14 protein-coding genes are annotated in these 13,593 nt (G+C 39.0%); 4 read left to right on the forward strand and 10 right to left on the reverse strand.

What is annotated here, in order from left to right:
* Nucleotides 1-12 precede the first annotated feature (12 nt).
* On the reverse strand, nt 13-1,110 hold the full coding sequence (locus ACOMC3_RS17185; RefSeq protein ID WP_420317121.1) for a hypothetical protein: 1,098 nt from the start codon (nt 1,108-1,110) through the stop codon (nt 13-15).
* A 164-nt stretch (nt 1,111-1,274) separates the two neighbouring features.
* Nucleotides 1,275-1,889 (reverse strand): porin family protein, encoded by a 615-nt coding sequence (locus tag ACOMC3_RS17190; protein WP_420317122.1) that lies wholly within the window; start codon nt 1,887-1,889, stop codon nt 1,275-1,277.
* 99 nt (nt 1,890-1,988) lie between these two features.
* Here ACOMC3_RS17190 and ACOMC3_RS17195 point away from each other — a divergent pair, with 99 nt between their 5' ends.
* Nucleotides 1,989-2,969: a gliding motility lipoprotein GldB gene (locus ACOMC3_RS17195; protein ID WP_420317123.1), complete on the forward strand. Its 981-nt coding sequence runs from the start codon at nt 1,989-1,991 to the stop codon at nt 2,967-2,969.
* A gap of 8 nt (nt 2,970-2,977) precedes the next feature.
* Here the strand turns inward: ACOMC3_RS17195 and ACOMC3_RS17200 are convergent, their stop codons facing one another.
* The 4 genes from ACOMC3_RS17200 to ACOMC3_RS17215 all read right to left on the reverse strand — a co-directional run bounded on the left by ACOMC3_RS17200 (nt 2,978) and on the right by ACOMC3_RS17215 (nt 5,780).
* The gene (locus ACOMC3_RS17200) at nt 2,978-4,180 is read right to left on the reverse strand and encodes a glycosyltransferase family 4 protein (RefSeq protein ID WP_420317124.1); all 1,203 of its coding nucleotides are present in this window, start codon (nt 4,178-4,180) and stop codon (nt 2,978-2,980) included.
* Nucleotides 4,181-4,274: 94 nt separating this feature from the next.
* The gene (gene nth, locus ACOMC3_RS17205; protein WP_420317125.1) at nt 4,275-4,919 is read right to left on the reverse strand and encodes an endonuclease III; all 645 of its coding nucleotides are present in this window, start codon (nt 4,917-4,919) and stop codon (nt 4,275-4,277) included.
* A gap of 56 nt (nt 4,920-4,975) precedes the next feature.
* On the reverse strand, nt 4,976-5,206 hold the full coding sequence (locus ACOMC3_RS17210; protein ID WP_420317126.1) for a hypothetical protein: 231 nt from the start codon (nt 5,204-5,206) through the stop codon (nt 4,976-4,978).
* Nucleotides 5,181-5,780 carry an RNA polymerase sigma factor gene (locus tag ACOMC3_RS17215; protein WP_420317127.1) on the reverse strand — a complete coding sequence of 200 codons (600 nt, stop codon included), beginning with the start codon at nt 5,778-5,780 and terminating at the stop codon, nt 5,181-5,183. Before ACOMC3_RS17215 ends, ACOMC3_RS17210 begins: the two co-directional genes overlap by 26 nt.
* Before the next feature lie 179 nt (nt 5,781-5,959).
* Here ACOMC3_RS17215 and uvrA point away from each other — a divergent pair, with 179 nt between their 5' ends.
* Nucleotides 5,960-8,752: an excinuclease ABC subunit UvrA gene (uvrA, locus tag ACOMC3_RS17220; protein WP_420317128.1), complete on the forward strand. Its 2,793-nt coding sequence runs from the start codon at nt 5,960-5,962 to the stop codon at nt 8,750-8,752.
* A gap of 8 nt (nt 8,753-8,760) precedes the next feature.
* Here the strand turns inward: uvrA and ACOMC3_RS17225 are convergent, their stop codons facing one another.
* From ACOMC3_RS17225 to ACOMC3_RS17240, 4 genes are all read right to left on the reverse strand, one after another.
* Complete coding sequence (locus ACOMC3_RS17225; RefSeq protein WP_420317129.1) at nt 8,761-9,162, reverse strand: hypothetical protein; 402 nt, start codon at nt 9,160-9,162, stop codon at nt 8,761-8,763.
* Between the two features lie 155 nt (nt 9,163-9,317).
* Nucleotides 9,318-9,728 carry a hypothetical protein gene (locus tag ACOMC3_RS17230; protein WP_420317130.1) on the reverse strand — a complete coding sequence of 137 codons (411 nt, stop codon included), beginning with the start codon at nt 9,726-9,728 and terminating at the stop codon, nt 9,318-9,320.
* 110 nt (nt 9,729-9,838) lie between these two features.
* Nucleotides 9,839-10,528: an ABC transporter ATP-binding protein gene (locus ACOMC3_RS17235; protein ID WP_420317131.1), complete on the reverse strand. Its 690-nt coding sequence runs from the start codon at nt 10,526-10,528 to the stop codon at nt 9,839-9,841.
* Nucleotides 10,525-11,913: a DUF5687 family protein gene (locus ACOMC3_RS17240; RefSeq protein WP_420317132.1), complete on the reverse strand. Its 1,389-nt coding sequence runs from the start codon at nt 11,911-11,913 to the stop codon at nt 10,525-10,527. The genes ACOMC3_RS17235 and ACOMC3_RS17240 overlap by 4 nt, the downstream gene beginning before the upstream one ends.
* Nucleotides 11,914-11,982: 69 nt before the next feature.
* Here ACOMC3_RS17240 and tpiA point away from each other — a divergent pair, with 69 nt between their 5' ends.
* Both tpiA and prmA read left to right on the forward strand, forming a co-directional pair.
* Entirely contained in the window at nt 11,983-12,747 is a 765-nt protein-coding gene (gene tpiA / locus ACOMC3_RS17245) for a triose-phosphate isomerase (protein WP_420317133.1), read from the forward strand.
* The gene (prmA, locus tag ACOMC3_RS17250; protein WP_420317134.1) at nt 12,747-13,571 is read left to right on the forward strand and encodes a 50S ribosomal protein L11 methyltransferase; all 825 of its coding nucleotides are present in this window, start codon (nt 12,747-12,749) and stop codon (nt 13,569-13,571) included. Before tpiA ends, prmA begins: the two co-directional genes overlap by 1 nt.
* The last annotated feature ends 22 nt before the right edge of the window (nt 13,572-13,593 follow it).

Genomic DNA, 13,593 nt, shown 5'->3' on the forward strand with positions numbered 1-13,593 from the left:
TAGAGTGTCTGATTAATTACCCTCGGCTTCTATGTCGGCATTGGTGTCCGTGCCTTCTTGTATTATTTCCGGAAGTCTTAAGACTTGTATCACAGGGAGTGGTGATCCGGTTGGACTGTAAGGTATTGTTCCACCAGTAACACCGATATCAGTTCCATCATTGCCAGCGCTTAATGCGGGCGATCCTGTATCAGGGCTTGGATCGTAGGTGAAATCCCAGTCATCGACAATCGGAACATTCACAAGTACTGGGTCAACACCTTCCTGATTAGCAGAAGCTGTATTTCCATTTCCAGTAGGGAGTGCATTCGTGTTCGCCCCAAATGTGATGTTATTGTTAAACGTACAATTAGCAACATCGCCTCCCGTTGCATCAGTAATAGGCTGCCTTCCTAGAAAGATATTATTTGAGATAGTGCTTGTCTGTACATCATTAAACGCAAAATCATTGGTTGCTCCATCACCAATAAATAAATTGTTTTTTATGATCGCATCAGTCACACTGATGGATCCGTAACCACCGCTTGAAGTAGTTGATGACCCCATAATAATATTGTTTGTAATAACAACAGAGGTACTACTAACATACGTATCTCTTAAATTGATAGCATGAGAGGTGCTTGTAAGGTTCAGTCCTAGAATACAATTCCTTATGATGATACTACTCACTGTTGTCTGACCACAACAGAAACTACCTTCTATTTGATCTATTCGTGCATTCTCTATAAAAATATTTCCTAGTGAACCGGTCGAACTAGTCCCAATATTTAATGTAGTAATATTGATCCCTGATAATCTAGTTCCAAAGGTTCCCAAGTCGATTGTTACAGTATTCACAGAGGTAACACTTGGTTGCTCTTTATTAGGATTATATCCAATACCAAAAAAGGTCAAGCTATCCTTATTCACAGTGAAGTTTGGATAAGTGAACTGACTGGGAATCACATGAATAATATCTCCGGGACTCGCAGCAGTGATTGCATCGGTCACGTTTGCAAAGATGTGGGTTCCAGTGGGGGCTGTTGGACGGTTATCAGCAATCCAGATATTTTGGGCTTGCAAATTGAAAATAAGGATAAGTGCACAGCAGAGTGTAAGTAGAGATTTCATAAGCGTGAGTGGATGTGTTAGTCTATCAAGATAAAAATAAAATCTGACAGACCCACATCAATCGCTATGATTTCGATAGATCCCAAATGAAATAGGGTAAAACTAATTTTTAGCAGATAATCCTTCTACAAAAAGATGCTTCACTTGCTTTTCCAAACAACAAATCAAAACTTAACTCCTAAATCAATAGACAGTACCGTATTTCTGATTTGTAAATCTTCAAAACCTGCTGCTGCCTCATTTACCGTATTAATTAGACCTCTTTGGTAAGAGAAGCCTCCAAACAAAGTAGTGTTGATACCCGCCCGGTATTCAATTCCTGCTCCTAGAATCACCGGCACATCAACCGGTGTAAATTCTTCAATGGTCACATAAGAAGGGTCTTCCGGTTCATCAAACACTTTGATTTCCAATCCGGATCCAATTTGAATATAAGGACGAACATCAGGTGCGATCTCATTGGTAAAGAGCTTAAGTCCTAATGGGATTTGAAGATATTGAAGTTTATATTCTTCCTCTACTGTATTGTCTGCAGAGCGAAAAGCTGCGTGCTTTGGCAAATAAATCAGTCCTGTACTTAAAAAGTAAGTTTCTGAAAATGATTTATCAGCGATTAGCCCAACTGAAAATTTCATTTTTGATCCGTCGTTCTCAATAGTCTGAGCATCATTCTTCGCACGATTCGCAGTGATAACAGGTGCCAGCTTTAAGCCTAGCTTTACTTGTGCAAGAGATCCAATCGAAGTTAGAATGAGGAGTGAAAAAATAATCTTCTTCATTTACGTTTTAGTTTTTTCAATTCGTTTATCAGACAAAAAAGAGAGTCGACCAAAAAAACAGGCTTTGCCTGTCTAAATTTGACCTCAAAAATAGATAGTATGCGAGCAGTCCTCCTAATGATTTGTATTGTTTTCTTGTCCTCATGTGCAAACCAGCAATGCAGAGATTCCGTGGAGCCGGAATCAGTCGTATTAAGAGTAGATAGATTAGAACAAGAACTTTTCCAAAGTGAGTCCGCGGCAGAAGTTGAAGAATTCTTAAAGTCTCATCCTGACTTTGCTAGGTTTTTTCTCCATTCAGACCAATATCCTCAAGATTCTATCCTTGCAAATCGCATGTTTGGATTGATTCAAAACCCATCCATAGATACCCTGTATCAGGAATCTGTTAAAGCATTTCAAGATTTTGATAAGGTGGTTCAAACACTAGAGGGAGGACTAGGCAGACTTAAAGTATACTATCCTCAAGCCCCATCACCATATATTCAGACGTGCGTCACTGGCTTATATAATGACCTTTTCATTTCCAATGAACATGTTATGATCGGTATGGACTTTTTCATTGGACCAAATGCTTCATATAAACCACAACAAATCCCACAATATATCCTTCAGCGATACACCACTGATCACCTTGCTGCTAGCATCCTCCAGTTCATTTCAAGCCAGTTTATAGATACAAGCAAAAGTGATGCATTACTTGCTGAGATGATCAACTACGGAAAATCATACTATTTATTGAGTAAGCTTCTTCCTTGTACTCCAGGTAATGTTCTCATCGGATACACCAATGAAGAATGGAACGACATCTATGAAAACGAGAAAATTATTTGGGCGAACTTCATTCAAAATGAGTGGTTATTTGAAACCGAGCACTCCATGAAGCAACGCTTTTTGGGTGAACGACCTAACGTGTATGAAATAGGAGAGAAATGCCCGGGACGAATCGGAAGGTGGATTGGTTGGGAAATTGTTAATGCCTATGCTGAGGAATCAGGTGCATCCGTTCAGGATATCATGAGAGAGACTGATTTCAATAAAATCTTTTCGCAATCGAAATACAAACCTTCAGGTAGCTGATCTTTTGATCAGGCTGTCAATATATACACCTCAGAATCAGTGACTTCAAATTTGTATTCGTTATTGAGGATCTTTAGGAGCTTTGTTATCTGAATGTCCTTATCATAGTAGAGTTCTGCCAGCTTTCTTCCATTTCGCTGATACTTAGCAAGTAACTCAGGAGATTCCAAGAACACTTTTAATTTCCGTACAAATCCGGATTTTGAATGTGGATCATGGTGAAAGCCACACTTATTTTTGGTAATGAGATTTCTAATCCACCCGTCAAAATTTATAATGGTAAGTTTTCCTGCAGCCAATGAATCGAAGAACTTATTTGGGCTTCCTGTACCAAGAACTTTGACATCCTTAAAAGAAACATATACTGCATCACTTTTATCCAAAAGATTTTTTACACACTTCTTACTGGAATGTGGATAGAACGATACGTTTTTTAATCTTTTAGCTACATTTTTCAATCTTTTTAATTCTGAGCCATAACCAATGATGTTGAAGTGAACGGGCAAATCAGCAGCTTTAGATTGCTCAGCAGCATTTATAAGAAACTCCAATTGATTGGCCTTTCCAATAGCTCCACAATAGGTGATTTGAAATTTATTGTGCTCACTAAAATCCCCCACACTGTATTCCGCCTCAAAAAATGTACAATCAGCCATATTCGGAATTACGTACACTTTTGTGTTTGGGCTAACTTTTTCAATGTAGTTTCTGATAGCCGGTGAAAGAGCTATTACTTTATCTGCCTCAAAATAAAATTTCTTTTCGAGTGAATACAACCACTTTTTCACCCACTTGTTTTTAATGACGCCTAATCTGACTGGTGCTTCCGGCCATAAGTCTCCAACTTCAAAATAATACGGTAGGTTTAGTTCCTTCTTTAAGAATGTCGCAATGAAGCCTGTCGTCAATGGAGTCGTCATCACATAGGCCAAGTCATGTTTTTGTAGAATTCTTGCTTCTCTTTTTGCAAGTTTTACAAAACTCCAAAATGCCCATAATCGTTGTGCAAATCCGAAACTGTTATCGTAGGGAACTGGTAAATAATGCACATCAATTCCATCGATCTTTTTCACTTCATAAGGAGCATTGTGAGCAGTAATCATGGTAACTTCATGACCTGCTTCTACTAGTCCTTTAGCCAGGTAGTAGGATCGGATGGAACCTCCTTCTTCAGGAGTCTTAAAATATTGGTGGACGTAGAGTATTTTCACCTCGCCTTAAAGTTGTAAGGTTCTATTTAAAAATCAATGGAGATTTCGAAGAAAACAACTTAAGCATCGGCAACCTTCAAAAAAAGAAGGAAAATCATAGGTAGTTCTTCTCAAAATATTTGCAAAACTGAGTGATCTCGCATTTCTCGCATTGCGGTTTTCTGGCGAGGCAGACATACCTGCCATGTAGAATCAACCAGTGATGTGCTCGGGAGATGTATTCCTCAGGAATATGCTTGACTAACTGTTTCTCAACTTCTAAAGGAGTCTTCGCTGTTTGAGTTACCAATCCTAATCTTTTTGACACTCGAAATACATGTGTATCAACTGCCATTGCCGGTTGATTGTAAAGTACGGATACAATCACATTGGCGGTCTTTCTCCCAACACCTTGAAGTGAGGTGAGTTCCTTTATCGTTGTGGGGATTTCAGAATTGAATTCTTCAACAAGCTTTTTGCTTAGTGAAAGCAAGTGCTTCGTTTTATTGTTAGGATACGACACACTTCGGATGTATGGAAACAATTCATCAAAATGACTGGCTGCCATGTGCTCCGGTGTGGGGAAATCTCGGAATAGAGCAGGCGTTACTTTATTGATCCTTGCATCTGTGCATTGGGCACTCAGCACCACTGCTACAAGTAGCTCAAACGGATTGGAGTATTGCAACTCGGTTTCCGGTTGGGGATAAGATTCTGAAAAGTATTTGACGAATGCTTCGTACCGTTCTTTCTTGGTCATCGCCTAAAATTAGGCAGACTTCCGAGGTTTTGGAAACCTCGGAAGTCTCTTAATTTTCAGCTACTTACCGAAAGGTTTTTCGATGCATAAAGAATCCTTGAAACAACAGCATTTGGCGCCTTAAATGTAACAGCATCCAAAGCAGATTTTGCTTCTTCCATTTCATCCAGTCTTGCTCGGAGTTCCATGTCAGCACACAGCGATTCTTTCATCTCTAATCGCTCGTCCTCATTTAGCTCGTCATATAGAAATCTTACTAAATCATTTTCTGTAAAGGTTTTTGTCATACGCGTTTTGGGTTTGCTCAAACTTTTTTCTCAAGTTTATCAAAGCATACCTCATCCTTCCTAGCGCCGTATTGATACTTACATCTGTTGCATCAGCAATTTCCTGGAAGCTCATCTTCATGTAGTGTCGCATAACCAACACCTCACGTTGTGAGTCCGGTAAATCTTTGATGAAGGCTTTTAGAAGGTTGTAGGTATCTTGTTTGATATGTTCTTCTTCAATTGACGACTCTGAGAAATCAAGCGTATTAAACACGCTGCTGCCATCCTCCATTACGATCATAGGATATCGCTTGGCTTTTCTAAAGTGGTCTATGGACAGGTTGTGAGCGATTCTTAGAATCCATGGAAGAAATTTTCCCTCCTCATTATACCTGCCGGATTTGATGGTACGAATTGCTTTAATAAAGGCCTCTTGCATGAGATCTTCCGCAGTGTACCTGTCTTTTACGATTAAATAAATAGTGGTAAAAACCCTGTCTTTATGACGATTGAGGAGTTCCTCAAATGCCTCTTCGTTTCCTCCAATGTAGAGGGATAGCAATTCGCTATCGTTCAAACTTGTCTTATTCATGTAATTCACCTGTTTGTTAACGTAGAGGTCTATATCATATTGTGCTGTTTAGGGTTTGAAATAATTTTAAGCGGACAAGAATATAAAAATTCAACAACTTGGAAAAGTCTGCACCTTATTTTTGCGCCACTCGAACTGAATTCCTTAGTTAGTGTTTCATAGACAGGCGTACCCCTAAAATGGTTGGAAATATCGACAAATTAGATCCCAAAGAATACATCCTTATCAAAGGTGCTCGGGTGAATAACCTCAAAAATTTAGATGTTGCTATTCCCAGAGATCAACTTGTGGTTATCACAGGTCTGTCTGGCTCAGGGAAGTCCTCGCTTGCCTTTGATACGCTCTTTGCTGAAGGACAAAGAAAATATGTGGAAAGTCTGAGTTCTTATGCCAGACAGTTTTTAGGTCGAATGGAAAAACCTGAAGTGGACTACATCAAAGGAGTCGCTCCAGCCATCGCCATAGAACAAAAAGTTTCTTCAAGGAATCCTCGATCAACAGTCGGTACCACCACTGAAATCTATGATTACCTCAAACTTCTTTTTGCCAGAATTGGAAAAACCATCTCACCTGTCTCAGGCAAAGAGGTGAAAAAAGATACGGTGACGGACGTTGTTGATTACATCTTGTCTCACGAAGAGGGTGCGAAACTTATGGTTACAACCCCCCTTAAGAAAAAAGAAAAACGATCGCTTTCTAAGGAACTGGAAATCCTGATGAGTAAGGGCTACACTCGTATCATGATTGGAGATGAGGTGGCCTTCATTGAAGACGTTCTGAAGAACAAGGAGAACCCCAAAGAGATCATTGAAATTTTGATAGACCGGGCAGTCGTTCAAAATGATGAAGCCACTCAGTTTAGATTGGCAGACTCGGTTCAAACGGCATTCTTTGAAGGAGAAGGAGATTGTTTTGTCACAATTGTTGGGAAGGGGAAAAAGAAATTCACCGACCGATTCGAATTAGATGGAATGGTCTTTGAAGAACCTTCAGTTAATTTCTTCAGCTTCAATAATCCCTATGGAGCCTGTAGAAGGTGCGAGGGATTTGGAAGAGTACTTGGTATCGATCCTGATTTAGTAATCCCGGACAGGAACCTCTCAGTCTACGAGGGAGCAATTGCACCATGGAAAGGTGAGACCATGAAAAAGTGGGCAGAGCCTTTGCTAAGAGATGGTATACGATTTGACTTTCCAATTCACAGACCCATAGCTGAGCTTACACAAGAACAATACGACCTCCTCTGGACTGGCAATGAATATTTTGATGGTCTAGACAAGTTCTTTGCACATTTAGAATCGAAGCTTCACAAAATTCAGTATCGAGTGATGTTATCCAGATACAGGGGTAAAACTACGTGTCCGGATTGCCGAGGAACCAAGTTGAGAAAAGATGCGAGTTATGTTAAGGTTGCCAAAAAATCAATTACGGATCTGGTGCTGATGCCAGTAAAGAAACTTCGCCCGTTCTTTGATAGCATCAAGCTTGGTAAACATGATGAAAAAATAGCTAAGCGCATTCTTGAAGAAATCAAAAACCGCCTTTCCTACCTTGAGCAGGTTGGGCTTGGATACCTGACGCTGAATCGGCTTACAAATACGCTATCCGGAGGGGAGTTTCAACGGATTAAACTTGCCACTTCATTAGGTAGTGCCTTAGTAGGTTCCATGTACATTTTGGATGAGCCAAGTATCGGATTGCATCCACGGGACACTGACCGATTGATCGATGTGTTGAAAACATTGCGGGATGTTGGCAATACCGTAATAGTAGTCGAACATGAGGAAAAAGTGATGGAGGCAGCAGACCAGATCATTGATATTGGTCCGGATGCAGGAGTATTTGGTGGAGAGCTTGTCTTCCAGGGCAAGACCTCAGATATGAATGGAGAAACTAATTCCTATACATCCAAATACCTTCAGGGTAAGGAAACCATTCCGGTTCCGGAAAGAAGAAGGCCATGGCGTAGTTCCATTCAAATCGAAGGAGCTAGAGAAAATAACTTGAAGAATATTGATGTTGAAGTACCACTTGGTGTGCTTACGGTTGTTACGGGTGTAAGTGGATCTGGAAAATCAACTTTAGTGCGTAAAATCCTACACCCAGCAATAGGAAAACAACTTGGTCAATTGGGAGAGGCCTCCGGAAAATTTACTAACCTTACCGGTAACTATAAGAAAATCTCACAAGTAGAATTTGTAGACCAGAACCCAATCGGAAAAAGCTCACGATCAAACCCGGTAACCTATGTAAAAGCATATGATGCTATACGCCAATTATTCTCTGATCAGCCCCTTTCCAAAACCAATAATTTCAAGCCGGCACATTTCTCCTTTAATGTAGATGGTGGACGATGTGAGGTGTGTGAGGGGGAAGGCACTGTAAAGATTGAGATGCAGTTCATGGCAGACCTTCACCTCACTTGCGAAAATTGTGGGGGTAAGCGATTCAAAAAGGAAATTTTGGAAGTCAAATACAACGATAAGAACATCGCTGATGTGCTAAACCTTTCAGTAGGAGAAGCTTTGGGATTTTTTGAAGGTCATAATGCAATTACCAACAAGCTTCAACCCCTGTTTGATGTTGGGCTAGGATATGTTAAACTTGGCCAAGGGTCAAACTCTCTGAGTGGAGGGGAAGCTCAACGAGTCAAGCTGGCATCATTCCTTTCAAAAGGGAGTAAGGCGAATAACACTGATCACATTCTTTTCATTTTTGATGAGCCTACAACTGGCCTCCACTTTCATGATATCAAAAAATTATTAGACGCAATCAATGCGTTGGTTGATGGAGGTAACTCGGTGGTGATCATTGAACACAATACGGAAGTGATCAAAAATGCTGATTGGATAATTGATCTTGGTCCGGAAGGAGGCGAAGAAGGTGGAAATGTTTGCTTTGCAGGAACCCCTGAAGAAATGATCAAATTAGAGGATAACTATACTGCACATTATCTCAAAGAGAAGTTGTAGCGTATAATTTATTCAATTATGTATTTTCTCATTCGGTGGTTGATGCTTCCGATATTCGGGGTGTCATTGGGATTGCTTTCAATAATTCCAGACAAAAAGCCAATGGCTTTTTCTTCAAACCCCAGAGCTTTAGCAACCTTTTCACTAAACTTAATTTCGCTTAACAATACCTTCCCGTCAATCTTCATAAGTTTCACCATATAGATGAGAATATCCACCTTATCATCAAATTTTAAATCTTTAATTAAGGTGCCAGTCTTTTCAGGACCCTTCAGTTGCTCTTTTAGCTCACTCATGGAAAGACCTTCAAGACTAGCTAAATGGCGAATAAATTCCTTTTCGGTATTATCAAATACACCATCCGCTTGAGCGATCCCCACCAGAGCTCTGAATTTTACAACATCTTTCATACATCTATAGCTTTTATGAATTCCACAATATGATAAGAAATAGTCATTTTACTCCCAGAGTTAAACGACTAATAGATGAGTTCCCTTTGTACATCGATTGAGCCATAAGCATTTTGTCAAATGCTCTCCAAAGAATAATTAAATATAACTTGAGATTAACTAGCGAATTCTTTCATTTTCGCTTGAATGAATTCCCAATTGGGAGGAACACTTTTATCCTTATGAACCATCTCAGATAAGAATCCAATAGATTTTTCGTCAAATCCAAACATCTTAGCCATCATCTCACAGAACTTAATTTCGCTAAGAAAGACTTTCCCATCTGCCTTCATAATCTTAATCAAATCTGCTAAAATTTCAATCTTACCATCAAAATCTAAATTGAATTCAATCGGTTTTTTGTTGTCTTTGTTTTCCAGCTCTTCCTTGATTAATTTTTCCAGAACAGGCTCATCAATTTGATTGTCTTTGGCCAGCTCTCGCAATAGCTCCAGTTCCTGTTCTTCGAATCTGTTATCAATCAATGCCATTCTAATAAGGGCACGAAATTTTTCTGTTTTATTCATTTGAAAGTTCTTCTCTGTATTTCAGCAAAAAGACTTCAATTAAATGACACATAGAATTGTGGTTAGTATCAAAAGTCCATAAGTTTTTTGACTACTCTGATTGCAGCATTTTAGTTTTCAAAATAGGTGCCTAACATCTTCATGCTTTCCTCATTTACTTCAACATCATATTTGACCTTCCCTGCCTCAATTAGAATCACTCTATCACAAGACTCAGCTATGTTTTGAAGGTTGTGACTTGAGACAATCACACATCTCCCTTTTTCTTTTTGAGACCTGACAAGCTTTCTCAGTTTGGCTTGAGATGTTGGATCTAAATGTGCAAATGGCTCATCCATGATAATGTATTTTGGGTCTCCGGCAAGCAAGGACAAAACACCTATTCTAACCTTTGTGCCAGTGGATAAATCTCGAATGTATTTCTTATTCTCATCAATGTCTTTATTTGAAAACTCAGAATATTCTGACAACAGCTGCTCAACATCAAATGATGAATTTTTCATTTTCAATATAAAACTGAGGTATTCCTTCGGCTTCAAAAACTCAATCAGAAACGACTCATCTATGAATGCATTCAAATGATTTTGCCAGTTCGCTGAAAGGTTTACATGAACATTTTCTACAGAGACAAACCCGGTATCCGGCTTCAGCAGATCTAGGACAGATTTAAAAAATGTCGTTTTACCTGCTCCGTTATTACCTACAATTCCAACACATTCTCCCGGATTAATTTCCAGGTTATCAATATTAAGCGCAGGCACGCCATTGAATGATTTTCTTAAGTTTTGAATCTTAATCATGCTTTAAAGCTTTGAGATAAATGATACTTTCGTATATGAAATTTATTTGCAATCATATTGGTCAATGGATTAAATAATAGCAATCCCACCACTCCCATTGCACCAAGTAGAAATATTGCATTTTGTCCTAGAAAAGATTGTCCAAGTCCATAAATAAAAAGAGGTAGTAGAGTCACCAAAAAGCTGGTTACAAAAATTGGTCCCGTCATCATTCCATTATAATTCATGAATGAATTTTCAGTTAACACTATTTTGGTACTATTCAATGTAGATCTGTACAATACCAGTGGTATTGTTACTCCGACATTGTATAAAAAAAGTAAAAATAAATTTCCCCAGCTTAACCCATTTATAAGAACTGCAATAGACCCCAGCAACAATCCAATGACACATGTGCCTGCGTAAAACAGAAACCTTGTTTTAATAAAGACTTTCGGAGAAATATTCGTTATCAAAAAATCAAAATAACTTCCCTCCCAACCAAGCGAGTAAACTCCGTGCTGAATGATAAAGAACCCAGTGGTAATAAAAAATATTAGCGTTCTTATCATCCATTCTGTCTCGCCATCTATTAAAAATGGGAGTATTAACACGCTAACCAATCCCATTAATAAATTACTTCGTGTTCTTTTGTTTCGAACCAATAATGCCCACTCAAGCTGAAAAACAGGATTTTTAAAGCTTAAAACTGGCAGTGATTCAAGTATTCCTGTTTTGCTCCCCTCTTCATTAACAGCACGTTCTTCAATTGCCCGTCTCACCCTAGCATAAGCAGTCCAAGCACTTACGACCAATAATCCAATTGTAAAAATTGGATTTATAAGATGTATTGATACATCTGGTCCTGGTAGTAGCCATTGAACTACTAGCAAAAGCACTAAAAGAAGAACAATTATCAGCTTCAGCCTCTTATGTGCAAACTGTGAGATCAGTCCAATGAAATGATTAGCCAGCCACCAGGTGATCACACCGATCATAGCAGGAGCTCCAAGCCAGGCATAGGCTTTTAATGCTACCATTAGCATTGAGATGACTAACAGAAAGGGAATAATTCCAAAGAAAGAAGTAATTAGGTATTGACTAGCTATTTCTTTAGATGCATTGCTCCATAAAACGTAATACTTCAGCTTTGGAAGAGGTCTTCTGAAAACCAGTCGAATAAACAGATCTAGAAAAAGATAGATCACCAAAAAAAGAGAGTAATTTTTTCCTTTTAGATCAAAAAGTCTAGTGGTTGTTTCAACGTAATAATCTAGCTGATCGTAGGAAAGTGAGATAGTGCTACCAAATAATATGGCTAACACAAAAAAAGCAAATACTTCACCATCAAAGGAGGTACTTCTGATAATCGACTGATAGTGATGCCTCAGGTAGAAAAAATTCATTCAGATAAGGTTTTGGGGCGATAATGCATGTCAGTTAGTATCATTGCAATCTAAAAACTTACATCGGGCATGAGAAAAAAAATTGTAGCTGGAAACTGGAAGATGAATTGCACATTACCGGAAGGCAAAAAACTTGCTTCTGAGGTTATACATATGGTGGAAGATGAGGTCAATAATGAGGCTGAGGTAGTTCTCATCCCTCCATTTATTCATCTGACAGGAATTCAAAGTTTAATAGGTTCCTCAAACAAAATTTTTCTTGGAGCTCAAAACTGTCATCAAAATCAAAGTGGAGCATTTACCGGGGAGGTGTCGGCTTCCATGCTTGTTTCATGTGGAGTTACTCACGTCATCCTAGGTCATAGTGAGCGCCGAGAATATTTTGGAGAAACAGATGAGCTTCTTTCTGAAAAAGTAAATTTCACTTTAGAGAATGGGCTAACTCCAATTTTTTGTTGTGGAGAGAAGCTTGAGGTAAGAGAAGCGCGAGATCATGAATCACTGGTAGGTACTCAAGTTGAAAAGGCATTGTTTGATTTATCGGAAGATCAAATTAGAAAAGTGGTCATTGCCTATGAGCCCGTTTGGGCCATTGGTACGGGTGTGACGGCAAGTGCGGAGCAAGCGCAAGAAATGCATGCATTTATCCGTAATCAAATCGCAGCAAAATATTCACAGGATACAGCAGATAGTATTCCAATATTATATGGTGGTAGTGTTAAGCCAGACAATGCCAAAGAAATATTTTCGCAGCAAGATGTAGATGGTGGGTTAATCGGTGGAGCGAGCTTGAAGTCCCGAGACTTTACAAACATTGTAAAGGCCTTTGATTGATGGGATTTGTCACCATCAAAGCGACTTGTGATCCTCAGCTCATTGATGTATTAATTGCAGAACTTTTTGAAACTGGTTTTGATTCCTTTCAAGAGTTGGATGATGGATTCGAAGGAAGTTGTGAGCAATCTGAATTTGATGAAGAAAAAGTTAAAATCGTTTTTTCACAATTTCCCAATGTCACTTTTGAAGTGAAAGAGCAAGAGAAAATCAACTGGAATGAAGAGTGGGAAAAAAACTACGATCCCATCATCGTGGGTAACCGATGCATCGTACGAGCATCATTTCATCAGTCACAGCCTAATTTCGAGTATGAAATCATAGTAACCCCTAAGATGTCGTTTGGAACAGGGCATCATGCCACTACCTATCAGGTGCTTGCATACCAAATGGATCTGGATCATAAAGGCAAGAAGGTCCTTGATGTTGGTACTGGAACCGGGATTTTGGCAATCATGGCTTCAAAGCGTGATGCTAATGAACTAGTAGCTTCAGACATAGACGATTGGTGCATTGAAAATAGTGAGGAGAATTTTGCGTTGAATAATGTGAAAGATGTAAAGCTGATCAAAGGACAAATTGATGAAGTGATTGATAATGATTTTGACATTGTAATAGCCAACATTAACAAAAATGTGCTATTGGATCAAATGAAGGATTATGCAAGCAAAACAATAGAAAATGGACAATTAATTCTAAGTGGCTTTTATAAAGAAGATATCAGCGATTTAGAAAATGAGGCCAACAAGTTCAAGTTGCATTTGATTCATTCAACCACCCGAGATAATTGGGCAATGCTCGCCTTTGAAAAACGCTCCGTCTAAAAGAATCGTTTATTTACGGTAC

Origin of the sequence: Ekhidna sp., assembly GCF_965212185.1 — a bacterium.
GTDB lineage: Bacteria > Bacteroidota > Bacteroidia > Cytophagales > Cyclobacteriaceae > Ekhidna.